The sequence below is a fragment of the Terrabacter sp. MAHUQ-38 genome (genome assembly GCF_014518425.1).
Lineage (GTDB): Bacteria > Actinomycetota > Actinomycetes > Actinomycetales > Dermatophilaceae > Terrabacter.
This window is the reverse complement of the sequence record NZ_JACVCU010000001.1, coordinates 1,171,338-1,195,465: the sequence shown is the minus strand read 5'-3', so window position 1 is coordinate 1,195,465 and position 24,128 is coordinate 1,171,338. Positions and strand designations below refer to the sequence as shown.

The 24,128-nt window shown below is 73.2% G+C and carries 15 protein-coding genes; 9 read left to right on the top strand and 6 right to left on the bottom strand.

Annotated features, from left to right (window positions below; translation table 11 throughout):
• Window positions 1-43: 43 nt before the first annotated feature.
• Window positions 44-3,004 carry a glycosyltransferase gene (locus H9I49_RS05535; RefSeq protein ID WP_188029273.1) on the top strand — a complete coding sequence of 987 codons (2,961 nt, stop codon included), beginning with the start codon at window positions 44-46 and terminating at the stop codon, window positions 3,002-3,004.
• Here H9I49_RS05535 and H9I49_RS05530 read toward each other — a convergent pair.
• Both H9I49_RS05530 and H9I49_RS05525 read right to left on the bottom strand, forming a co-directional pair.
• Window positions 2,949-4,163, bottom strand: coding sequence for a hypothetical protein (locus tag H9I49_RS05530; protein WP_188029272.1), 1,215 nt, complete (start codon window positions 4,161-4,163; stop codon window positions 2,949-2,951). The genes H9I49_RS05535 and H9I49_RS05530 overlap by 56 nt on opposite strands.
• 13 nt (window positions 4,164-4,176) lie before the next feature.
• A complete protein-coding gene (locus H9I49_RS05525) occupies window positions 4,177-6,057 on the bottom strand; it encodes a glycosyltransferase (protein WP_370587439.1) in 1,881 nt (626 codons plus the stop codon).
• 190 nt (window positions 6,058-6,247) lie between these two features.
• On the opposite strand from H9I49_RS05525, the gene H9I49_RS05520 reads away from it, so the two are divergent.
• The 7 genes from H9I49_RS05520 to H9I49_RS05490 are packed head-to-tail and all read left to right on the top strand — an operon-like array spanning window position 6,248 to window position 14,717.
• The gene (locus H9I49_RS05520) at window positions 6,248-7,960 is read left to right on the top strand and encodes a glycosyltransferase family 4 protein (RefSeq protein ID WP_188029271.1); all 1,713 of its coding nucleotides are present in this window, start codon (window positions 6,248-6,250) and stop codon (window positions 7,958-7,960) included.
• On the top strand, window positions 7,957-8,868 hold the full coding sequence (locus H9I49_RS05515) for an ABC transporter permease (protein WP_188029270.1): 912 nt from the start codon (window positions 7,957-7,959) through the stop codon (window positions 8,866-8,868). The genes H9I49_RS05520 and H9I49_RS05515 overlap by 4 nt, the downstream gene beginning before the upstream one ends.
• Window positions 8,855-9,646, top strand: a complete 792-nt coding sequence (locus tag H9I49_RS05510; RefSeq protein ID WP_188029269.1) for an ABC transporter ATP-binding protein — start codon at window positions 8,855-8,857, stop codon at window positions 9,644-9,646. The genes H9I49_RS05515 and H9I49_RS05510 overlap by 14 nt, the downstream gene beginning before the upstream one ends.
• A complete protein-coding gene (locus H9I49_RS05505; RefSeq protein ID WP_188029268.1) occupies window positions 9,643-10,899 on the top strand; it encodes a glycosyltransferase in 1,257 nt (418 codons plus the stop codon). Before H9I49_RS05510 ends, H9I49_RS05505 begins: the two co-directional genes overlap by 4 nt.
• Before the next feature lie 58 nt (window positions 10,900-10,957).
• Window positions 10,958-12,217, top strand: coding sequence for a UDP-N-acetyl-D-mannosamine dehydrogenase (gene wecC, locus H9I49_RS05500; protein ID WP_188029267.1), 1,260 nt, complete (start codon window positions 10,958-10,960; stop codon window positions 12,215-12,217).
• 13 nt (window positions 12,218-12,230) lie between these two features.
• The gene (gene wecB, locus H9I49_RS05495) at window positions 12,231-13,415 is read left to right on the top strand and encodes a non-hydrolyzing UDP-N-acetylglucosamine 2-epimerase (protein ID WP_223128256.1); all 1,185 of its coding nucleotides are present in this window, start codon (window positions 12,231-12,233) and stop codon (window positions 13,413-13,415) included.
• An 18-nt stretch (window positions 13,416-13,433) separates the two neighbouring features.
• Window positions 13,434-14,717: a nucleotide sugar dehydrogenase gene (locus H9I49_RS05490; protein ID WP_188029266.1), complete on the top strand. Its 1,284-nt coding sequence runs from the start codon at window positions 13,434-13,436 to the stop codon at window positions 14,715-14,717.
• A gap of 135 nt (window positions 14,718-14,852) precedes the next feature.
• On the opposite strand, the gene H9I49_RS05485 is transcribed toward H9I49_RS05490, so the two are convergent.
• Window positions 14,853-19,799 (bottom strand): ATP-dependent helicase, encoded by a 4,947-nt coding sequence (locus tag H9I49_RS05485; protein ID WP_188029265.1) that lies wholly within the window; start codon window positions 19,797-19,799, stop codon window positions 14,853-14,855.
• Window positions 19,800-19,919: 120 nt separating this feature from the next.
• On the opposite strand from H9I49_RS05485, the gene H9I49_RS05480 reads away from it, so the two are divergent.
• Window positions 19,920-20,678 carry an SDR family oxidoreductase gene (locus tag H9I49_RS05480; protein WP_188029264.1) on the top strand — a complete coding sequence of 253 codons (759 nt, stop codon included), beginning with the start codon at window positions 19,920-19,922 and terminating at the stop codon, window positions 20,676-20,678.
• Window positions 20,679-20,720: 42 nt separating this feature from the next.
• On the opposite strand, the gene H9I49_RS05475 is transcribed toward H9I49_RS05480, so the two are convergent.
• Genes H9I49_RS05475 through H9I49_RS05465 form a run of 3 tightly spaced genes read right to left on the bottom strand, consistent with a single transcriptional unit; the run spans window position 20,721 to window position 24,101 of the window.
• The gene (locus H9I49_RS05475; protein WP_188029263.1) at window positions 20,721-22,016 is read right to left on the bottom strand and encodes an AGE family epimerase/isomerase; all 1,296 of its coding nucleotides are present in this window, start codon (window positions 22,014-22,016) and stop codon (window positions 20,721-20,723) included.
• Between the two features lies 1 nt (window position 22,017).
• Window positions 22,018-23,244, bottom strand: a complete 1,227-nt coding sequence (locus tag H9I49_RS05470; RefSeq protein ID WP_188029262.1) for an ADP-dependent glucokinase/phosphofructokinase — start codon at window positions 23,242-23,244, stop codon at window positions 22,018-22,020.
• On the bottom strand, window positions 23,241-24,101 hold the full coding sequence (locus tag H9I49_RS05465) for a ketose-bisphosphate aldolase (RefSeq protein WP_188029261.1): 861 nt from the start codon (window positions 24,099-24,101) through the stop codon (window positions 23,241-23,243). The genes H9I49_RS05470 and H9I49_RS05465 overlap by 4 nt, the downstream gene beginning before the upstream one ends.
• Window positions 24,102-24,128: the final 27 nt, after the last annotated feature.

Here is a 24,128-nt window from a genome sequence, read left to right as displayed (position 1 = left end):
GCGCCCGTCATGCCCATTCAACCCCCGCAACTACCTTCGGCGGGTGCGTGACCTCTCCGTCGTGGTGTCCGCCCACGGCTCCTGCGACCGGGTGGCCGCGTGCCTCGACTCGCTGGCCGTCCAGACCCTGCCCGCCGACCGCTTCGAGCTGGTCGTCGTGCTCCACGGCCCGGGCACGCAGGCCCGGACGGCCGTCGAGCAGGCGACCCTCGGCGCTCTGGCCGGTCACGAGGTGGAGCTCGTCGATGCCGTGGCGCCCAGCCCCGGCGCGGCCCGCAACATCGGGGTAGATCTCGCGCGCGCGCCGTGGACGACGTTCGTCGACGGAGCCGACACCCTCGCGCCCCGTCACCTCGAGGCGCTGCATGCCGCCCGCCATCCCGAACGCGTCGCGGTGGCCTCGGCGGCCGGCCCTGTAGACGGTCCCCGTGCCCACGTCGCGCCGCACCGCGCGGTCGACGCCCTGCGGGGCCGCGGCGGCCGGCTCTACCCGACGCGGTGGCTCGTCGACACCCCGTTCGTCGAGACGCTGTGCGGGGGCGAGGACACCGTGCTCCACGGGCAGCTGCTGAGCCGCTTCGACCGCCAGTTCACGGAGGTCGACCTGTCCCCCAGCCGGTCGGGCGGGGGCTATGTCACGGGTCCGTCCCCCGAGCTCGACGTCCGGGAGCACATCGCCGTCGTCGCGGCGCTGACATGCGGCACACAGACCGACCCGGCCGACCGGTCCGCCATCACGAACGCCCTCGTCGCCGCCGAGCTCGCCGACCTGAGGCGCGCCGCCGACACGGGCCCGGACGACGGTGAGCGCGCCCGCGTCGAGGGACTGCTCCGCGCCGCGGAGATCGCCGGCGTGCACTCGCTGGCCGCGGCCGCGCACGATGGCGCTGCTGACGGCTTCACCCTGTTCCACACTCCGCCCGCGGGGCCCCGGTCGCTCGTCGTCGTCGCCGGCAGCGCCGCGTCCGTCAACGAGCACGCCCGGATGCTCGGCTTCCTCGCCCGCAGCGGCTACGGCATCCGCGTGCTGCACTACCGTGGCCGGCTCAAGCAGAGCCTGCGCAAGCTCCCCGAGACGCACCGCGTCGACACCCTGCCGGAGTCGATCGGCTGGATCGAGTCACAGGTCGCGGCCGGCGGGGCGCGCAGTGCCCGCCGCCGCCGGCTCGCCCTGCGTGCGTCGCAGGAAGCACTGCGACTGGGCCGGCGCGCGCTCCCGGAGGTCGTGCCGGTGGGTCTGGCCGCGCCGGCATACGGCCGGGTCGACGAGCGCTCAGCGAGGCTCCTCGCCGAGCCCGGGACACGGATCGTGCTCGACCGCGGCGGACCGACGCTGCTGCGGACGTGGGGCGACGACAGCCCGACTGTGGGGGTCCACGAGCTCGCGGCCCTGACCCTGCGGACGGCCGCGAGCCAGCTGCGCGGGTCGCTCGCCGACGCGCACGCGGCTCGCCGGGCGTCCCGGGTCCTGCGCGGCGACGTCACCCGCACGCGCGCCGACCTCGACCCCGAGCTGTGGACGATGGTCGCCTACCGGCTCCAGCGCGCGGGTCGGCTCGAGGCGGCGGCCCAGCTGCTCGACGACCGGACGGCCGTCTTCGGCGGCGACGTGTGCCCCGCTCTCGTGACGCTGCAGCGCATCCTCACCGGCAGCGTCCCGGCGACACCCGACGTCGTCGGTGCTGTCGGGGACACGCTGCACCAGGCCGATGCGGCCCTCGCGGACGACGACGTCGAGCACGCGGCGTTCCTCACGACCGTCGCGCTCGACCTGCTCTTCACACGTCGCCTGCACACGGCCGAGGTGCGCACGCCGATCGTCTCCGAGCCCGGCACCTTCCTCGCGCCGCTGCGCGAGAGCGAGGTCGGCCGGCTCCTCGCGACGAGGACGACGACGCGCACGCCGCGCCAGGCGAGCACACACAGCTCGGACCGACTGCGCGTGACCGTGCTTCCCGGCGCGTACCCGAAGTTCGCGAAGGCCGTCGTCGGCCAGCTCGCCGGCCATGCCGACGTCGAGGTGCTCGAGCTCGCGGCGCGGCAGAAGCGCTTCGCCAACACCGGCGTCGACCCCGTGACCGTCCGCGAGCGCCTCCTCACCGCGACCGGCCACCCGCCCGCTCTCGACCTGGCGACGGCAGAGGCGCTGTCGGCCGACGTCGTCTTCGCCGACTGGGCCGACAAGGGCCTGACCTGGCTCACCCAGGTCGTCCCGGAGGGCCCCCGAGTCGTCGTGCGCATGCACGGCGTCGACACCCTGAGCGCGTGGCTGCACACCGCGCAGTGGGAGAAGGTCGACGACGTCATCTTCCCGAGCGAGCACCTGCGCCGGGCGGCCGCCGCGGCGCTCGGGGGCCGCCTCGACGGAGTGCGCCAGCACGTGGTCGCCAACCCCGTCGACGTCGAGCGCCACGTCCTGCCGAAGAGTGAGACCGCCCGCACGACGCTCGGCATGGTCGGCTGGGCCCAGCAGGTGAAGGACCCGGGGTGGACCCTCGACCTGCTCGCCGCGCTGCGCCGCCAGGACCCACGGTGGCGGCTTCGGCTCATCGGCGCCGACGTCGACGTCAACGACTCGAACCCGGTCGAGCGCGCTGCCGCCCGCGCGTTCCATGCGCGCCTCGCCGACCCGGTCGTGGCCGACGCCGTCGACTTCGTCGGCTACACCTCGCGCCTGCCCGAGCACCTCCGCGAGGTGGGCTGGGCGGTCAGCTCGAGCCGTCGCGAGGGCTTCCACATCGGCCTCGTCGAGATGGCCGCCAGCGGCGCTGTGCCCGTCGTGCGCGACTGGCCGGTGTATGCCGGCATCGGCGGCGCGACAGGCCTCTTCCCCGCCGAATGGGTCTCGACCACCCCGGAGGAGGCGGCCGAGCGCATCCTGCGCATCAGCGCGTCGGGCGCGTGGGACGAGGCGAGCGCCGCCACCGTCGAGACGGTGCGCCGGCGCTTCAGCGGGACGGACTCGGGAGAGCGGCTGCGACGGATCGTGCTGGGAGAGCGCTGATCCGGCGCAGCACCTGCACAGCCGCGCTCGTGTGCTCGATCGGCGACCGGTGGTCCAGCGGCTGCCCGTCGAGGGCGCTGCCCTCCTCGACGACGCCCCACACCGGGGTGCCGCTGCCCCGGTAGTCGCTCCACTTCGACGGCAGGAACGGGTTCGGCGCGCCGGGCGGGCTCACTGCATCGTTGACGAGCAGGCAGTCCATCCGCCGCGACAGCGCGAGGAACTCGAGGTACCCGACGAACGCGCCGACCCGCACGCAGTCGGCGAGACCGCGGCTCACGACGACCTCGTGCAGCTCGTCGGGCTTCGACGTGAAGACGTGCAGCATGACGCGGTCGCGCGCGGCGCGAGGCAGGAGCGCCAACGCGTCGAGCACCCCGCTGACGCCGCGGTTCGCGTAGAAGTTGCCGAAGTAGCCGATGTGGCGCCGGTGCGGATCGAGCTGGTGCTGCGAGGGTTTCGTGTCGTACAGCGCGGCGGGTGGGGTCGGGTGGGGAGAGACCACGGCGACCCGCTCGACGCGCGCCGCGAGCTCGGGGTCGTGGCAGACCTCGAGCATGAAGTCGCGCTGGTGCTCGTTGGTGAACATCACCGAGTCGGCCAGGGCGAACGCGACGACCTCGCACCACTCGAAGGCGTTGAGCTCCGACGGCGCGCGGAAGCCGGCCGCCTCGACGGCCGAACGCAGTCGGGCGAGCGTTCGGTCGTCGTGCGCGGGTGCCGAGCGGACCGCGCCGAGGACGTCGTGCGAGAGGGGGTCCGAGAACTCCGCGTCCCACGTGATCCCGGGGCGGGCGGTCTTGAGCGCCGCAGCGAGGAAGTGCGACGCCGCGAACTGTGCCCTGCTGTAGACGGACTCGTACTCACCCTGCAGCGACTCCCAACGCAGGAACGTCTCGAGTCCGAGGTGCTGGTAGTCGACGATGGAGCCCCACGAGCTGAACGCCGTCTTCGACGGGACCGCGGCGAAGCGCCGCACGAGACCGCCGCACAGCTGCACGAGGTCGGGATCCTGGTGGCGGATCGAGTCCATCGCGTTGCAGATGACGTCGACGGGCTCGCCGCGGTCGTGCACGCGTTTGGCCGCGACGACGGCGGCCGTGTCACTGTAGGGCGGGAAGCAGTACGACGCGACGAGGCGGCGGGCGAGCGCGGGCATGGGCGGGTTCCCCTCAGACGGTGACGTGCTCGGTCGGGTCGCCGTGGAAGGCGAGCACCCCGCGGCGCGAGAGCAGCTCGACGTCGGAGATGGGCCACGTGTGCCCGTCCGGCGTCGAGGCGCGCACCGAGACGAAGTTGAAGCGGTCGGTGGAGTAGACGCGACCGCCCTCGGCGCGCACCTTGTCGAGGAAGGTCGTGTCGACGCGGCGCGGTAGGTCCTCGAAGCGCAGCCGCGCGGCGAGGTCGCGCTCGAGCAGCAGCGTGCCGCCCTGCACGAGGTCGACGTAGCGGTGCTCGGCATCGGGGAAGCGCAGCAGGGTCGCCCCGGTCGCGGTCAGGTGCGCATAGTGCGCCCACTTGCCGACGACGGCCGCGTCCGTGTAGTCGAAGGCACGCACGAGGTCACGCAGGTAGTGCTCGGCGTAGACGTTGTCGTCGTCCATCTTCGCCACGTAGCGCCCGGACGAGGCATCGACACCGGCGTTCATGCAGGCACCGAGCGTCTCGTCCGAGGGGCGCGGCACGAGCACGAGCCTCGACGGGTCGAGCCCCGCGGCCTCGGCACGACGGCGTGAGTCGTCGGCACCCACCTCGAAACCGTGCGTCACGAGGACGAGCTCGACGTCGCGATGCACCTGCGCCGCGACGAACCGCATCACGTGGTCGACCTGGTCCGGGCGCATCGTCGGCACGACCGCCGACACGGTGCGGTCGCGGACCGGGACCTCGAGCCCGACCGCCTCGAGCACCGTGGCGATGCGGTGGCCGTAGGTGTGCTCATCGAGGACCCGGCGGTGCGCCCGCAGGCCGAGACGGTCCCGGTAGTCCTCGTGCTGGAGCAGCGCCCGCAGCTCGCGCTCGGTCTCCTCCGCACTCCGGGTCACCCGGACCGTGTCGCCGAAGAACGGCTCGATCGACGCGGCCGGCCCGGACAGCACGGGCGTCTGCGCTGCCGACAGCTCGAACAGCCGCCGTGCGCACATCGTCGGCGAGTCGACGACGGAGTTGACGTTGAGGAACACCTTGTACGTCGTGTAGGCGCCCAGCATGCGACGGTACGGGAGGCTCCCGACGAGCGACCCGGCATACGTCCGGGGGAACTGGTAGCGGGAGTCGCGCCCGGCGAGGCGTGAGAAGACCTCGAGGCCGAGCGGGATCGCCGGCTCGAGGACGTACGACATCTGCGCCCGGCGCTCGTCGTGCTTGTCGGCGAAGTAGCTGCCGGCGAAGGCGACCTCGCGGGTGCGCCCCCCGCCGTGGCGGACCGGCGTGTGGATGCGGGGCTGGGCACCGAAGGGCAGCAGGCCGATCCGCGTGTGGCCGAGGTCGCGCTCGTAGTCCGCGATGCGCCCGGCGTCGACGGTGAAGACGTGGTCGAAGAGGCGTGCCGTCTCGACGAAGACGTCGTAGTTGGGCGGGTCCTCCTTGTTCCAGAAGACCGTGGGGATGCCGCTCTCCCGGCAGTGCTCGACGAGCTCACGCAGCTGCTCCGACGGCCCGCCCTCGGTCGTCATCGCGAGACGCCACGTGCCGCCGTTCCCGTGCCACGCCGACTCGACGAAGAGCAGGTCGACCGGGTTGGCAGCGAGCTGTGCGCGCCAGTCCTGCGGCGTGACGCACACCTGGACCCACTCGTAGCCGAGCGCCAGCCGGGAGAAGTCGTCGAGGATCACGGCCGCGGCCACGCCCGGCCGGGCCACGGGACCCGACGGGATCTCGGCTCGCGGCAGGTCGACGCGCAGCCGCGCCGACCGCACTCGGGGAAGGCGCCGCTCGACCTCGGCCCGCACCTTCCGCGGGAGGGCGCTGCGTGCCAGGGGGTCGCGAGCCGCTCGCGCTGCCGCGGTGCGCGCCCGGGTCAGGTCCGAGAGCAACCGCTGCCGCGTGTTCACCACAAACTTCTCTCTCTGTTCGACTGTCGTTCCGCCCGGGCCGGTCCGCCGTTCGGCGTTCGGCTGCAACGTTCGGTGGGTGACCCCCAGACTCGGCGCCAGTGTGGCATCCGCATTCGGCGCTCCCGGATCACGCGATGCAACGGGAAGCCGAACAGTTGGTGACGTCCCGACCACGACGGCCCTGCTCGTGGCGAACCTCCCGGTGGCCGCGTGTGTCGCCCGCGCGCACCTGACCCGCAACCCGTGGCAGGCGGTGTGGGTCGGCACGCGGGTGCTCCCCGCCGGTGTGCGGCGCGAGCTGAGCCGCCGCACCCGGGGCCCGCTCTCCGTCATCGCCGCCGCAGCGTCGGGTCAGCGCGAGCTCGCCCGGCGCCGCCTCGCCGACGAGCTGCGCAGCGCCGGACCGCGCCGGGCGCAGCACCTCCTCGCCGCGGCGGCCGCCACGGGCCAGTGGAGCGCGTCACCCACCGGCACGGCGCAGCCGGAGCCGGCCCGCGGCAGCGCGGCGGCCTTCCTCGCTCACGCGGCCGGCGACGTCGGCGCTGCCCAGCGCGCACTCGACGGCGTGCGCAACCCGTTGGCCCGCGCCCACCGCCGGTGGCTCGAGGGCGAGCGCTCCGTCCTCACCGGCGCAGCCCTCGACGGGCTGGGCCGACCGACGGCCGTCGCACAGACCGCGTCGTCGCGCTCGGCCGTGCTCCACGTCGTCACGAACTCGCTGCCAGAGGTCCAGGCCGGCTACACCGTCCGCACCCAGGGACTCGTCGCGGCCCAGCGCGCGGCCGGGGTCGACGCGCACGTCTGCACGCCACCCGGCTTCCCCGTCGCGCAGGGCCACGTCGGCGCCCCCGGCCACGTGACGCTCGAGGGCGTGTCCTACCACCGCGACCTGCGAGGTGGACGCCGGCTCGACCTGCCCGACCGCCACCTCGAGGCGTATGCCGCCACGGTCGTCTCGCTCGCGCGAGCGGTCGGCGCCGACGTCCTCCACGCGCACTCGAAGCACGTCAACGGCCAGGCCGCGCTGCTCGCCGGCGAGCGCCTCGGCGTACCCGTCGTCTACGAGGCCCGCGGCTTCCTCGAGGACACGTGGCGCAGCCGCGGCGGTGACGTCGCCAGCGACTTCTACCGCTGGACGCGTGCCACCGAGACCCGCTGCATGATCCTGGCTGCCGCCGTCGTCGTGCTGTCGGAGACCATGCGCGACGACGTCGTCGCGCGCGGGGTCGACCGGTCGCGCGTCCACGTCATCGGCAACTGCGTGCCCGACACCCACCTCACCGACCCCGTGGACGGCGGGTCCGTGCGCACGGCCCTCGACATCCGGCCCGGAGACGTCGTCGTCGGCACCGTGACGACGCTCAACGCGTACGAGGGCATCGACGTGCTCGTCGAGGCCGGCGCGCTGCTCGACGACGCGCGGCTCGTGGTGCTCGTCGTCGGTGACGGCGCCGCCCGCGACCGACTGGTGCGACGCGCCGCCGAGCTGCGCCGCTCAGGGACGCGCACCCGCTTCGTCCTCACCGGGCGCGTTCCGCATGCCCGCACGCGCGACCACCATGCCGCGATCGACGTCTTCTGCGTGCCGCGCCGCGCGACCCCCGTGACGGCGATGGTGCCTCCGCTCAAGCCCGTGGAGGCCATGGCGCTCGGGCGTCCGGTCGTCGTCACGGACCTGCCGCCGCTCTGTGAGGTGGTCGACCACGACCGCGGCGTCGTCGTACCGCCCGACGACGCGGCCCTGCTGGCGCAGGCCCTGCGCGCCCTCGTCGACGACCCGGACCGCCGCGCGCGGCTGGGGGCCCGCGCCCGCGACCACGTCGCGACCGAGCGGACGTGGTCGGCGGCCGCGACGGCATACGGGCGGGTCTACGAGCAGGTGCGGACGGTGGCGGCATGACGATCGGGAGCAACGTGGTTGACGGTGTGGAGGAGCGGACCGTGCCGGCACGGCTCACGCCAGAGCAGGCCGCGACCCTGGCGCGGGGCGCCGGGCTCGAGGAGCTCGGCGTGCGGCCGCGGTTCGGCGGCTACGTACGCGAGGTCTGGGGCTACCGGCACCTCGTGTGGCACCTGTCGTCGGCGCAGGCCTGGGCCGCGAACCAGAACAACTACCTCGGGCAGCTGTGGGCGGTCATCAACCCGCTCCTGCTCGTCGGCTCGTACTACCTGATCTTCGGGCTGCTGCTGAAGACCCGCGGCGGCACCGAGAACTACATCGCGTTCCTCACGATCGGCATCTTCGTCTTCGGGTACTCGGCGACGGCGATCATCGCCGGCTCACGCGCCGTCGTCGGACAGATCGGGCTCGTGCGCGCCCTGCGTTTCCCCCGGGCGGTGCTGCCGATCTCGGTGACGCTGACGCAGCTGCTCGTCAACGTGCCGGCCTTCGCGGTGCTCATCGTCATGATCCCCTTGACGGGAGAGCCGTTCTCGCTGCACTGGCTGCTCTTCCCGGTCGCGCTGCTGCTCCAGACGCTCATCAACCTCGGGCTCGCGTTCTTCCTGGCGCGCATCGTCAACGCGGCCCGCGACTCGTCGAACCTCGTGCCCGTCGGCGTGCGCCTGGCCCGCTACGTGTCGGGCGTCTTCTTCTCCATCCCGCACTACGCCGGGCACGGCCTGGTGAGCGCGCTCCTGCTCTACCAGCCGCTCGCGGTGAGCATGACGACGGCGCGCGAGGCCCTCATGGACCAGTACGCCCTGACGTGGGGCAGCTGGGTCGCGGCCGCGGCCTGGGGAGTCGGGCTCTGCGCCGCCGGGCTCATCTTCTTCTGGCGCGGGGAGGGTCGCTATGGCAGCAACTGAGGTGACACATCACAGGCCGAGCGTCGTGTGCTCGGACCTCGACATCGTCTACACCGTCTTCGGGGCCAAGAAGAAGGGCACCGACACGGGTGGCGACCTGCCGTTCGTCGAGCGGCTGCTGACGAAGCGCAACCCGGTCAGCTCCGTGCGCAAGGTCCATGCCGTCAAGAAGGTGTCGTTCGTGGTGGGCCACGGCGAGGCCGTCGGCATCATCGGGCGCAACGGGTCGGGCAAGAGCACGCTGCTCCGAGCGATCGCCGGTCTCATCCCGCCGACGGGCGGACGGGTCTGGGCGGCCGGACGACCGTCACTGCTCGGCGTCAACGCCGTGCTCCTCTCCGGGCTCACCGGCTCGAAGAACGTGATGATCGGCGGCCTCGCACTCGGGCTCACCCCGCGACAGGTCCGCGACCGCTACGACGACATCGTCGCGTTCTCCGGCATCGGCGACTTCGTCGACCTGCCGATGAGCGCCTACTCCTCGGGCATGGGGGCGCGGCTGCGCTTCGCCATCTCGACGGCCGCCGCACCCGACATCCTCATGATCGACGAGGCCCTCGCGACCGGCGACGCCGACTTCCAGGCGCGCAGCCGCGAGCGCATCGCCGAGATCCGGCGCGACGCGTCGACCGTCTTCCTCGTCAGTCACAGCAACGCCGCGATCCGCGAGTCCTGCGACCGGGTCCTGTGGATGGACCAGGGCCGGCTCGTCATGGACGGTCCGACCGAGGACGTCGTCCGCGCCTACGAGCAGTCCCACAGGAAGGTCACGGCGTGAGCCCCGACGCACCCCTGAGTGCCCTCGTCGTCACCGTCGTGCACCACCCGGAGGACGCACGGATCCGGCACCGCGAGATCGGCGCGCTCCTCGACGCCGGTCTCCAGGTGACGTATGCCGCCCCCTTCGCCGCGCACGGCGTCGACCTCCCCGACGTGCCGGGGCTGCGTCCCGTCGACCTGCCGCACGCCGTGGCCCGCAGCCGCGGCGAGGCGTTCCGCGCGGCGCGACGGCTGCTCGCGCGCGAAGCGGCCCAGCACGACGTCGTGCTCGTCCACGATCCCGAGATCGTCGCTGCCGCAGCAGGACTCGGCCTCGACAACCTCGTGTGGGACGTCCACGAGGACACCGCCGCGGCCATCGAGGCCAAGCCCTGGGTGCCGGAGCGGGCCCGAGGTCCCCTCGCCCGCGCCGCGCGCGCGATCGAGCGGCACGCCGAGCGGCGCCACGACCTCATCCTCGCGGAGTACGCGTACGCCGACCGTTTCGAGCGCGAGCACGTCGTCGTGCCCAACACGGTGCGCGTGCCCAGCACGGCGCAGCCACCCGGCGGATCGCGCGCCGTCTATCTGGGGTCGCTGACGATGGCCCGCGGGGCGGCGACCCTCCTGCAGGCCGGCCGACTGCTCACGGTCGCGACGCGCGGCGAAGTGAAGGTCGAGATCATCGGAGCGGCGCGCGACTCACGCACCGCCGACACCCTGACCTGGGGCGTGAAGTGCGGGCACGTCGTGCACCACGGTTTCGTGCCGAGCGCCCGGGCCCTGCCGATGCTCGACGGCGCCCTCGCGGGCCTGTCGCTGCTCGAGGACCGGCCGAACTACCGGCACTCGATGCCGACGAAGGTCATCGAGTACATGGCCCACGGCCTGCCCGTCGTGACGACCCCGCTGCCGCTCGCCGCCGACCTCGTCGAGACGGCCGGCTGCGGCGTCGTCGTCCCGTTCGACGACGCCGAGGCCACGGCCACCGCACTCATCGAGCTCTCGCGCGACCGCGAGCGCCGTGAGGCGATGGGACGCGCCGGGCACGCGTACGTGCGGGAGCACTACGACTGGAACGTCATCGGCCACGACTTCGTGCGCCACGTGACCGACCTCGCGCAGCGCCGGCGCGGTAAGGCGGCCGGGACCTCCGCGCTCCCCCACCACGTCGACGAGCCCGCGCCGCGACGCACCGGCAGCACCGGCAGCGCCGGCAGCGCCGGCAGCGCCGGCAGCACGGCCTGGGAGCGCCGCGGACTCGCCGTCTGACCACCCGCGCGACCTTTCCCAACCCACCACCCCCTCACCACCCCCGGGAGATCCATCCATGTTCGACGACGGAATCGCCGTCATCGGCCTCGGCTACATCGGCCTGCCCACCTGCGCCGCCCTGACGAAGCAGGGCCTGCGCGTGACGGGCGTCGACGTCAACGAGCGCACCGTGTCCGAGATCAACGCCGGACGAGTGCCCATCGTCGAGCCGAACCTCGACGTCGCGATCGCGGCCGCCGTCGACGACGGGCTGCTCACGGCGACGACGACGATGCCGCACGCGTCCGTCTACCTCATCGCCGTTCCGACGCCCTTCACCGGGGACCACGAGCCCGACCTGCGCCACGTGCGCTCGGCGACCGAAGCGATCGCGCCGATGCTGCGCGGCGGCGAGGTCGTCATCCTCGAGTCCACGTCGCCGCCTGGCACGACGGAGCTGATCTCCGGGTGGATCTCGGACCTGCGTCCCGACCTCAAGCTGCCGCACCAGGGCGGCATCTCCGACGTGCACCTCGCGCACTGCCCCGAGCGGGTGCTGCCGGGGCGGATCATGGTCGAGATCTTCTCGAACGACCGCATCGTCGGCGGCCTCTCGCCGGAGTGCGCGCTGCGCGCCGCAGAGGTCTACCGGACGTTCGTGACGGGCGAGATCATCCTCACCGACGCGAAGTCGGCCGAGATGTCGAAGCTGACCGAGAACGCGTTCCGTGACGTCAACATCGCCTTCGCCAACGAGCTCGCCGAGATCTGCGAGCACGTCGGGCTCGACGTCTGGGAGGTCATCTCGATGGCCAACCACCACCCGCGCGTCAACATCCTCCAGCCCGGGCCCGGTGTCGGCGGGCACTGCATCGCGGTCGACCCGTGGTTCATCGTGGCGGCGGCGCCTCAGCAGGCGAAGATCATCCGGGCCGCCCGCGAGACCAACGACGCCCGCCCGCGCACGGTCCTGGGCAAGGTGACCGAGGCGCTCGCGTTCGTCCGGGACCGTGAGGGCGTCACGCCCACGGTCGCCTGCCTCGGCCTGGCGTTCAAGGCAGACATCGACGACCTGCGCGAGTCCCCCGCGCTGTCGATCACCGAGCTGCTGGCGGCCGAGAACCCCGACGTGCGGGTGCTCGCCGTCGAGCCCCACGTCGACGCCCTGCCAGTGAGTCTCGCCGCCCTCCCCAACGTCGAGCTCGCCGCGACGGAGCAGGCGATCCGCGAGGCCGACGTGGTCGTGCTGCTCGTCGACCATGCCGCGTTCCGCTCGATCAGCCTGGGCGACCTGCGTGGTCGCGAGCTCGTCGACACCCGCGGCCTCTGGCGCTGAAGGAGATTCGATCATGCACTCGACCCAGCACCGTGTCATGACCGTCTACGGGACCCGGCCCGAGGCCATCAAGATGGCGCCTCTCGTCGCCGCGCTCGAGGCCGACGAGCGGGTGGAGCCGATCGTCGCCGTGACGGGCCAGCACCGGGAGATGCTCGACCAGGTCAACGCCCTCTTCGGCATCGTTCCGGCGCACGACCTCGACCTGATGGCGCCCGGCGCCACGCTCGCGGAGATCACCGCGCGCACCGTGCTGGCGACGTCGGAGCTGCTCCGGCAGACGCGCCCCGACGTCGTCGTCGTGCAGGGCGACACGACGACCGTCCTCGCGACCGGGCTGGCCGCCTTCTACGAGCACATCCCGGTCGTGCACCTCGAGGCCGGCCTGCGCACCGGGGACGTGCGCTCACCCTTCCCGGAGGAGGCGAACCGCCGCCTGACGGCGCCGCTCGCTGACCTGCACCTCGCGCCGACGGCGACGTCCAAGGCCAACCTGGTCCGCGAGTCGGTCGATCCCGCGCGGGTGCCCGTCACCGGCAACACCGTCATCGACGCGCTGCACTGGACCACCGCGCAGCCGGTCGAGTTCGCCGACCGGCGAGTGGCCGCCGTCGTGGAGGAGGCGCGGTCGGGCCGCGACCTGCTGCTCGTCACGTCGCACCGGCGCGAGTCCTGGGGGCCGCGGATGGTCGAGACGATGACGGCGATCCGCGACCTCGCCCGCGAACGGCCCGACCTGCAGGTGCTGCTGCCGATGCACCGCAACCCGGTCGTCCGAGAGGTCATCGAGCCGCTCCTCGGCCGGCTCGACAACGTGGTGCTCACCGAACCGGTGGACTACCACCAGTTCGCCCACGCCCTCGCCGGCGCGACCGTCGTCCTCACGGACTCGGGCGGCGTCCAGGAGGAGGCCCCGAGCCTCGGCAAGCCGGTGCTCGTCATGCGCGACACGACCGAGCGGCCCGAGGCCGTCGAGGCCGGCACGGTTCGCCTCGTCGGCACGCACGGGCCCACGATCCGCGCGGCCGTCGAGCGGCTGCTCGACGATGCCGACGCGTACGCGGACATGGCGAACGCCGTCAACCCGTACGGCGACGGACGGGCGGCCGAGCGGTGTGTCGCGGCGATCACCGAGCTGCTGGGTGTCGGGCACCGCGCACCGGACTTCGAGCCGGCAGCCGAGCATGTGCGGGTCTGAGTCCTCTTGGGAGCCACGGTGAACGGTCGGCGGTACGACGTCGCCGTCATCGGTCTGGGCTACGTCGGGCTGCCCCTGGCGCAGGCCGCGGTGCACTCCGGCCTCGTCGTGGCTGGTCTCGACACGAGCGCCGACGTCGTGGCCGACCTGGCGGCCGGGCGCTCGCACGTCGACGACCTGTCCGACGACGACGTCGCGAAGATGGTGGTGTCCGGCTTCGAGCCGACGACCGATGCCGCGTGCCTTGCCGACGCGTCGACCGTCGTCGTCTGCGTCCCGACCCCGCTCAGCCCCGACGGCGGTCCCGACCTGGCTGCCGTGCGGGCGGCGGTCACGACGCTCGCCGAGCACCTCGTGCCCGGCACCCTCGTCGTCCTCGAGTCGACGACGTACCCGGGGACGACCGACGAGGTGGTCCGCCCCCTCCTCGAGACGAGCGGTCTACGGGCCGGCGCCGACTTCCACCTGGCGTTCTCGCCGGAGCGCGTGGACCCGGGCAACGCGGTCTACGGCATCCGCAACACCCCGAAGGTCGTCGGCGGGCACACGCCGGCGTGCACCGAGGCCGCCTCGTCGTTCTACGCGCTCTTCGTCGACACGGTCGTACCCACACGCGGCACGCGGGAGGCCGAGACGGCCAAGCTCCTCGAGAACACGTACCGCCACATCAACATCGCGCTCGTCAACGAGATGGCCCGCTTCTGCCACGACCTCGACATCGACCTGTGGGAGGTCATCGCCGCGGCACGCACGAAGCCCTTCGGTTTCCAGGCGTTCTACCCGGGCCCCGGCGTCGGCGGGCACTGCATCCCGATCGACCCGAACTACCTGTCGCACAATGTGCGTACGCGGCTGGGCTACCCCTTCCGGTTCGTGGAGCTCGCGCAGGAGATCAACGCGGCCATGCCTGCCTATGTCGTGCGCCGCGTGCAGGACGCGCTCAACGAGGGTGGCAAGGCGCTGCGCGGCGCGAAGGTGCTCCTGCTGGGAGTCACGTACAAGGCCGACATCGCCGACCAGCGCGAGTCTCCCGCGGTGCCGGTCGGGCGGCGGCTCCTCGAGCAGGGCGCCGACGTCTCGTTCCACGACCCGCTCATCGCCCGCTGGGACGAGCTGGCCGACGAGCTCGGTGACGCCGCGGCGTCCGTGCCGGACCTGCGCGCCGCGGTTGACGAGGCTGACATCGTGGTCCTGCTCCAGCACCACCGGGCGTATGCCGTCGACGACCTCGCCGCTCGAGCGAAACGGTTCCTGGACACCCGGGGCGTCGTCACGCCGAGCGAGCGCGCCGAGCGCCTCTGACCGTCAGAGCACTGACGCAGCCGCCGCACGCCCACCCGCCGCACGCGACCTCCTCCACGCCCGACGTCACTGCCCCACCCAACGGGGCGCTGACGTGGCGGGCCTGCGCCGTCGGGGTCAGCGGCGAGGTTGCGCTCAGCGGCGCAGCCGCAGGCCGCGCGGGGTCATGTGGAAGCCCGCCTGCGAGAGGGCCTCGACGAGAGGATGACCCGAGCCGAGGAGCGAGGCGCCGTCGGCCTTCTCGACGGTGAGCCGGCCGAGAGCACCCTCGCGCACGGCGAGCGCGAGCGCGTCCGCAGCGGCCTGGAGCCGCTCGGCGTCGTCGGACCAGCACAGCATCGTCTTGCCGCCGCGTTCGACGTAGAGCACGAGGTCGCCGTCGACGAGGACGACGAGCGCCCCTGCCTTTCGGGCTGGCTGGTGCCCTTTTCGACGTGCCGAGCCCTTCGCGTCGTCACCGCCGGACGCGTCGGATGCGCCGGTCGCGGAGGGATCGGTGACTCCCCGCTCGGGCCACGCGATGGCGGCGCCGTAGGGATTGGCCGGGTCGCTCGCGGCCAGGACGAGCGCGGGTGGCCCGTTGCGCTGCTCGACGCCGCGCGCGCGACCCGGTGAGCGCCCGGCGGGCGGCCCAGCCGGGCTGGGCGAGAGCCAATCGTCGCCCTGGCCCGGGTCCACGCGGCGTCCCCCACCGCCTCCGGCGCCGCCGTCACCGCCGGCCGCACCGAGAAGTCGCGACATCGACCGCAGGCGGTCGACCGCGCCGGTCGAGGCGAACTGCGACGCCCCCAGGCCCTCGACGAAGTAGCCGCGGCGCACCTTGCCGGCCTCCTCCGCGGCGGCGAGCACGCGGTAGACGGCCGCGAAGCCGCCGGGCACGTCCTCCGTGGCGACCGACCCTCGGGTCAGGACGCCGTATCGGTCGAGCAGGAGCTCGGCGTTCGTCACGGCGCGCACCGTGGGGTCGACCTCCGCCGGAGGCAGTGCGGTCCAGCGCCCCACCCCCGTCGACGGGCCGGACCCGACGGCCCGCCCGGCCGCGAGAGCCCTGGACGTTGCGGCGTCCTCCACTGCCTCGACCTGGGCCGCACTCGTGCCCGCGAGCGGCCCACGCAGCGACCCGAGCCGGCCGAGCGAGCCGCGCCGGCCGGCATACCTCGTGGAGCGGGGCCCGGAGGTGGCCCGCTTGTGGGCGGTGCGGCCACCGGCAAGCAGGGCGCGCAGCGGCGCGATGGTGTCGTTGGTGACACGGCCCGACCACAGCAGCGACCACAGCGCGTCATTGAGCTCCGGGTCGCCGAGGCCCACGCGGGTGGACAGTGCCCGGAAGAAGTACGCGCCGCCGCCCTCCAGCGCGTCGAGCACGGCCTGCTCGTCGTCGGAGAGCGGGCTGGGCTCGGGCGGAGTCAGGGTCAGGTGGGCCGCGTCGGCGAGGTGCAGGCTGACCCAGCCGTCGTCGCCGGGCAGGGAGCCATGGCCGCGCCAGACGACCTCGCCCGAGCTCATCACCTCGTCGAGCAGGGCCGGGCGGTAGTCAGCGACCCGGGCGGGCAGGACGAGCGACTCGAGGGCGCTCGCCGGCACCTCGGCGCCCGTCAGCTGCTCGACGGCGCGAAGCAGCCCCTCTCGCCCGCGCAGCCCGCCGCCGACGCCCTGCCACTGCGGCAGGAACCGCGCGAGGTCGGCCTGCGCGACAGGCTCGACCTCGTGCCGCAGGGCGGCCAGCGACCGGCGTCGGAGCAGGCGCAGCACCTCGGCGTCGCAGAACTCGGGGCCGTGGCCACCGCCGTTCTCGGTCGGCAGCAGCTCGCCCTCGACGACGCGGCCGGCCGACACCAGCCGTCGCAGCGCGTCGTGCACGACGGCTGGACCGACGCCCCACCAGGCCGCGACGGTCTGCACCGCGAACGGCCCGTGGGTGCGGGCGAAGCGGGCGACGAGGTCGGCGAGCGGGTCGGGCACGGACTCGAGGAACGCCTGCGGCACGCCGACGGGAAGCGCCGTGCCGAGGGCGTCGCGGAGCCGGGCGGCGTCCTCGATCGCGGCCCACCGGACCTCGCCGGCGACGCGCACGGCGATGACCCGGCGGGCCGCCTCCAGCTCGGTGAGGCCGGCCTCGACGGCGGCCGGCTCGAAACCCTCGGCCGCCCGCGCGATGACGTCGCGCACGGACAGCGGTCCGAGCACGCGGAGCAGGTCTGCGACGTCCTCGGCGTCTCGCGCCCCCCGCTCGGGCGTGAGCCGCTGCAGCTCCGCCTCGGTGCGGGCCACGGCCTCGGGGTCGAGCAGGTCGCGCAGCGCGAGCGCCTCGCCCTGGCCGAGCAGCTCGGACAGCAGCGACGGGTCGAGGGCGAGCGCCGCGGCGCGCCGCTCGGCCAGCGGCGAGTCACCCTCGTAGAGGTACTGCGCGACGTAGCCGAAGACGAGCGACTTCGCGAAGGGGCTCGGCTGGCTCGACTCGACGTCGACGACCTTGACGGAGCGCGACCGGATGTCGGTCATCAGCTCGACGAGGCCCGGCACGTCGAAGACGTCCTGGACGCACTCGCGCACGGCCTCCAGCACGATGGGAAACGACGGGTACTGGCTGGCCACCTCGAGCAGCTGCGCGGCCCGCTGACGCTGCTGCCACAGCGGCTGGCGCCGGTCGGGTCGGCGGCGCGGCAGGAGAAGCGCACGCGCCGCACACTCCCTGAACCGCGCTGCGAACAGGGCGGACCCGCCGATCTCCTGCGTGACGAGCTCGCTGACCTCCTCGGGCTCGAGGGTGACCAGCTCGACGAGCTGCTGGCCCACAGCGGCGCCGTCGTCGAACTCGAGGTCTGGCAGCCGGAGGACGATGCCGTCGTCGCCGTGCATGGCCTGCACGTCGATGCCGAAACGCTCGCGCATGCGCGCGGCCACGCACAGCGCCCACGGTGCGTGCACCTGGCCCCCGAACGGCGAGAGCACCGCGACCCGCCAGTCGCCGATCTCGTCGCGGAAGCGCTCCACGACGATGGTGCGGTCGTCGGGGACGTGGCGCGTCGCCTCCTTCTGCTCGGTGAGGTAGCCGATGAGGTTGTCGGCCGCCCACTCGTCGAGGCCGGCCGCCGTCACCCGCGCGCGTGCCCGCTCGGGGGTGAGCCCGACGATCTCGCGGACGAAACCGCCGAGCGCGCGACCGAGCTCGGCGGGGCGGCCCTGCTGGTCGCCCTTCCAGAACGGCAGCCGGCCGGCCAGGCCGGGGGCAGGCGTGACGAGGACGCGGTCGTGCGTGATGTCCTCGATGCGCCAGGACGACGTGCCGAGCGTGAAGACGTCGCCGACACGTGACTCGTAGACCATCTCCTCGTCGAGCTCTCCGACCCGGCGACCGGGCCCCTCCCCGGAGGCGAGGAACACGGCATACAACCCGCGGTCGGGGATGGTGCCGCCGCTGGTCACGGCCAGGCGCTGGGCCCCGCGCCGGCCGGTGAGGGTGTCGGTGACGCGGTCCCAGACGATGCGGGGCCGCAGCTCGGCGAACTCGTCGGAGGGGTAGCGGCCGGCCAGCATGTCGAGCGTGGCCTCGAGCACCGAGCGCGGCAGCGCCGCGAAGCTCGCCGCCCGTCGCACCAGCGCCTCGACGTCGGCAACGGCCCATTCGTCCATGGCGCACATCGCGACGACCTGCTGGGCGAGGACGTCGACGGGGTTGGCGGGGATGCGCAGCGACTCGATGGCGCCGGCTCGCATGCGCTCGACGACGACGGCGGTCTGCACGAGGTCGCCGCGGAACTTCGGGAACAGCACCCCCTCGCTGACGGCACCGACCTGGTGGCCGGCGCGCCCTACGCGCTGGAGGCCGCTCGCGACGCTCGGCGGGCTCTCGACCTGGATGACGAGGTCGACGGCGCCCATGTCGATGCCGAGCTCGAGGCTGCTCGTCGCGACGACGGCCGGCAGCCGCCCGGCCTTGAGGTCCTCCTCGATGGCCGCGCGGTGCTCCTTGCTCACGGAGCCGTGGTGCGCCCGGGCGAGCACCGCTGGGGCGCCGCGCGAAGCGCCGGACTGAGCCATGATCTGCGCCGGCGGGTGCGCGCCGACCGCGAGGCTCGGCGCGGGCAGGTCCGCCTCCTCGGCGAGCCGCTCCTCCCAGATCTCGTTGAGGCGCGAGGTCAGCCGCTCGGCGAGGCGCCGCGAGTTGGCGAAGACCAGCGTCGACCGGTGCTCGGCGATGAGGTCGACGATGCGCTCCTCGACGTGCGGCCAGATGCTCGCCTGCGGTGCCTGACCGGCCGCGGGTCCGGACAGGTCGGCCACCCCCGGCGCGATCTCGGCCGGAGACCCGGCGAGCTCGGCCATGTCGGGCACGGGCACGACGACGTCGAGCTGCCACTCCTTCGTCGACTCGGGCTGCACGATCTCGACCGGGCGCCCGCCACCGAGGTATCGGGCGACCTCCTCGACCGGACGCACCGTCGCCGACAGCCCGACGCGCTGCGCGGGGGTCTCCAGGAGGGCGTCGAGGCGCTCGAGACTGAGCGCGAGGTGCGCGCCCCGCTTCGTGCCGGCCACGGCGTGCACCTCGTCGAGGATGACCGTCTCGATGCCGGTCAGGGCCTCGCGCACCGACGACGTGAGCATGAGGAAGAGCGACTCGGGTGTCGTGATGAGGATGTCGGTCGGCGTGCGCGCGAAGGCCCGGCGCTCGTTGGCCGGGGTGTCGCCGGAGCGGACGCTGACGCCGATGTGCGGCTCGGGGACCCCGAGCCGCGTGGCCGCGTGGCCGATGCCGACGAGGGGCGCGCGGAGGTTGCGCTCGACGTCGACGGCAAGGGCCTTCATCGGCGAGACGTAGAGGACGCGGCACCGCTTGAGCCGCTCCTCCGGGACCGGCTCGCTCGCCATCCGGTCGATGGCCCAGAGGAACGCCGAGAGGGTCTTGCCCGAGCCGGTGGGAGCGACGACGACGCAGTGGTGCCCCGAGCTGATCGCGTCCCAGGCCCCGGCCTGCGCCGTCGTGGGCGCGCTGAAGCTGCTCCGGAACCACTCGGCGGTCGCCGGAGAGAAGCGGTCGAGCACGTCGGCTCGCCGGTCGTCGGATCTGCCCTTCGCCATCAGGGCCAGCCTGCCACCCGGCACCAACACCCGTCGTCCCCGGCGCCACGGGCGGCCATTGAGGGGCTCGGTCCGGTCAGTCCTGGTGCACGCACGTTCCCACCCAGGAAAGGCACGGACATGAAGGTAGTGGTCATCGGAGGCACCGGGCTGATCGGCTCGAAGGTCGTCGCGAAGCTGAACGCCCACGGGCACGAGGCGATCCCCGCCTCCCCCGATTCGGGCGTGAACACGCTCACCGGTGAGGGCCTCGCGGACGTCCTCGTCGGCGCGGACGTCGTCGTCGACGTGTCCAACTCCCCGTCCTTCGCGGACGACGACGTCATGAGCTTCTTCCGGACCTCCACCGGCAACCTGCTGGCCGCGGAGCAGCAGGCTGGCGTCACGCACCACGTGGCGCTCTCGATCGTCGGCAGTGAGAGGGTCCCGGACAGCGGGTACCTGCGTGCCAAGGTCGCGCAGGAGCAGCTGATCACGGAGTCCGGGATCCCCTACTCCTTGGTCCGCGCCACCCAGTTCTTCGAGTTCGTCGGCGCGATCGCCCAAGCCGCCACCGTCGACGGCGTCGTCCACATCGCCCCGGTCTGGTTCCAGCCGATTGCGGCCGAGGACGTCGCGACCTTCGTGGCCCGGACGGCTGCCGGGGAGCCGCTCGAGGGGACGGTCGAGGTCGGTGGCCCGGAAAGGGTGCGGTTCGACGACTTCATCCGCGAGGTCCTGGCGGACCGCGGCGACGTGCGAGAGGTCGTCACAGACTCTCGGGCGCGGTACTTCGGCGCCGAGCTGGGCGACGAGGACCTGGTGCCCGGCCCCGGGGCGACGCTGTCGCAGACCACCTTCGCCGACTGGGCGAGCACGCAGGTCATCGCGGTCCAGTGACCCCGCCGCGCTCAGGGACTGGCGGGGAACTGCGGGCCCGCTTCACCCCGCGTGAAGCTGGAGCCGGACGCTCTGGCCGAGCGACAGGCCGTGGTCGCGCGCCGCGACCGTCAGGAACGGCCACACGGGCAGCAGCGGGGCGAGATAGGCGCCGGCCGCGTGGTAGACGTCGGGACGGCCGGGCCAGACGGCCGACCCCTCGCGGAAGTCCTCGTCCAGCTCGTTGACCCAGCTGCCGGTGTCGTCGACGAAGTACGCCGCGGCATGGTCCCAGAGCCGGCGGTACCACTGCTCCCACTCGTCGTCGCCGGTCAGCGCGCGCAGCGACGCGGTGGCCTGGATGCCCTCGCACACGGGCCAGTGCAGTCGCACCGTCGACACGGGCCGGCTGTCCCAGTCGACGGTGTAGACGAGTCCCTCGCGGCCGTCGACTCCCCAGGCGCCGAGGGCGCGGCGCGTCAGCGCGACGGCGGCCTCGAGCACCCAGTCGGGTGTCGCGACCCGCGGCGAGGCGTGCAGGCCGCACAGCAGCCGCGCCCACTCGAGCGAGTGGCCGTAGGTCGCACCGTAGGGCCGGAACGGGTGGTTCGGGTCGTCGAGGTTGTAGTCGGGCAGCTCGGCCCAGTCGGCGTCGAAGTGCTCGGGGATGAGCCAGTCGCGAGCGCGGGCGTGGCCGTCGACGATCCGCTCGCAGATGCGCAGCGCGCGCTGGTGCCAGAGGTCCTCGTCGAGCCCGTCGCCGAGGGCGAGGAAGGCCTCGACCGCGTGCATGTTGGCGTTGGCACCGCGGTAGGGCTCGGGGTCACCCCATGTCGCGTCGAACGACTCGCGCAGCGCCCCGGTCTCCTCGTCCCAGAAGTGCTCCTCGACGACCCGGGCCGCCTCGGCCGCGACGTCGGCCGCACCCGGCGCACCGGCGGCGAGAGCCGAGCTCGCCGCGAGGATGACGTGGACGTGCTCGTATGCCGTCTTACGGCCGTCGCGTGCGAGCGTGCCGAACCAGCCCCCCGCCGCCACGTCCCGGAAGGCCCCGGTGAGCGACGCGAGGCCGTGCGCGAGCAGCCTTCCGGCACCGGGGATCCCGAGCGCCGAGGCGAGTCCGGCGACGTGCGTCATCCGAGCCGTCAGCAGCAGGGTCGGCTCCTTGCCAGGCATGGGCGAGCCGTCCCCGGCGAGGTAGGCGAAGCCGCCGTCGGGCAGGACGCTCGGCTGCACGAACTCGACCATGCGGCTGAAGCGGTGCACCGCCCAGGCCCGGTGGGTCGGCCGGTCGACCCAGGGCACGGCGACGGCGGGGTCCGCGCTCGGCGCGGACGCGGTCGGGAGGGTGGCGGTCATGTCAGTGGCCCCTTCGGGAGACGGCGGCGCGGATGGTCGAGGAGGCGGCGCACTCGGCGAGGAAGCCGCCGACGAACGTGTCGCCGAGGCCGACGGTGGTCGGGGACGCGACCTCGAGCGTGGGCACCGGCGCGCACGCGACGCGGCTGCCGCCCAGCACGGCGAGCCCGGTTGCGAAGCGGGCCGTCTCCTCGTTCAGCGGCGCCACGCGCACCGACGCGACGTCCGCGACGGTCGCGGACGAGCCGTACGCGTACCGCGCGGTGGCGAGGGCCACCCCGGTCGCGAGCGCCGGGGCGACGTGCGATGCGGCCGCGCCGACGGCGAGCGCCCAGTGGCGCGAGTGGACGACGAGGACGGGCACGTTGACGCGCGACGCAACCGTCGTCACCGCGTCGAGGACGTCGGCGGCGTCGAGGAGGTCGACGTCGCGTCCGAGCACGGCCCCGAGCTCCTCGTCGCTCAGGCTGTAGACGTCGACGAGCCGCACCATGTGCGACCGGGCGACGTCGGCGAGCTCCGGCTCGTGGAACCCTGCGTCCTCGTAGTAGACGAGCCCGTCGCGGCGCGCCGCACCGATGCACACCTCGATGTGGTCGAGCCGCTCGCGCAGCTCGGGTACGGTCCGGATCGCGTTCAGCCCGGAGACGAGGAAGACCGACGCGGCGGCCACGGACGCCGCGAGGTCGTCGCTCAGCGCGAGTCGCTCGTTGGCCGGGTCGTTGACGTAGATCAGCCGGTTCGCCCGCGGCGCAACCAGATCCAGCCGTTCGGTGCGGACGCGGGCACCGGACGGGTACTGCACGATGAGGTGCGGGTAGGTGGCCTCGTCCGTGTCGGCGACGAGGTATGCCGTGCCCTCCGGGAGGAGGCGCCGCACCTCGTCGTCGACGAACGAGAGGTGCACGACGGACGAGGTGCCGAGGCCGCGCATGGCCGTGGCGGCGCGCACGCACGTGCCACCGAGCGACGTCACGCCGTCGAACCGGTCGCAGAACCGCGTGATGACGGCGGGCTCGTCGACGCGGCGCTCACCCCCGGCGCCCCTCCGCAGGTAGCCGAGGACCGAGGCGACGAGGTCGCGCTCGGTTCGGATGGGCCCGACGGCCCCCAGGTCGTCGGGACCGATCCCGTGGTGCTCGGCCAGCTCCGCGAGCACCACGGGGTCCCAGGTGACCTCACGGTCGACCGCCGCCCCGAAGCCGAGGACGACAGCTGGAGTGCTCAATACAGGGCAGCCTTCCCGGTGGCGTTGAACAGCTCGATCTTGTGCGCCGCGACGACCTTCATCGCGTCGATGCACGGCGGCTGGATCGAGTTCGGCTCACGGAGCTTCGTGTCGGCCAGCACCTCACGCATCCTGTCGTGGTACGCGACCTTGATGTCGCTGCTGATATTGATCTTGGCGATGCCGTGCGCGACGGACTTGGCGATCTCCTCGTCCGGGTTGCCGGACCCGCCGTGCAGCACGAGGGGCACCGAGACGGCGGCCTCGATCTGCTCGAGCAGGTCGAGCTTGATCTCCGGCTTCATCCAGTCGGGGTAGAGGCCGTGGCACGTGCCGATGGCCACGGCGAGGCTGTCGACGCCGGTCTGGGCGACGAAGCGGACGGCATCGTCCGGGTCGGTGTAGATGATCGAGTCCGTGCCGGCCTCCGCCTCGTCATCCGTCTTGCCGATCGTGCCCAGCTCGGCCTCGACGCTGACGCCGACGGCGTGGGCGGTGTCGGCGACCCGCTTCGAGACGGCGACGTTCTCGTCGTAGGGCTTCAGCGACGCGTCAATCATCACCGACGTGAACCCGAGCTGGATCGCCCGCAGCGCCTCCTCGTACGTGGCGCCGTGGTCCCAGTGGATCGCGACCGGGACCGTCGCGCGCCGAGCCCGGCTGATGGCCGAGCTGAGGAAGTCGGATCCGACGTGGCTGACCTCATCGGGGTGGATCGCGATGATGAGGGGCGACTCGGCCTCCTCGCTGATCTCGAAGATGCCCTTCATCATGGCGTGGTCGCTGATGTTGAAGGCCGGCACTGCGAAGTGGTTCTCGCGCGCGACCTGAAGGAGCTTGACTCCGTTGACGAGCATGGGGTGCGTCTTTCTCTCGGGGTTGGT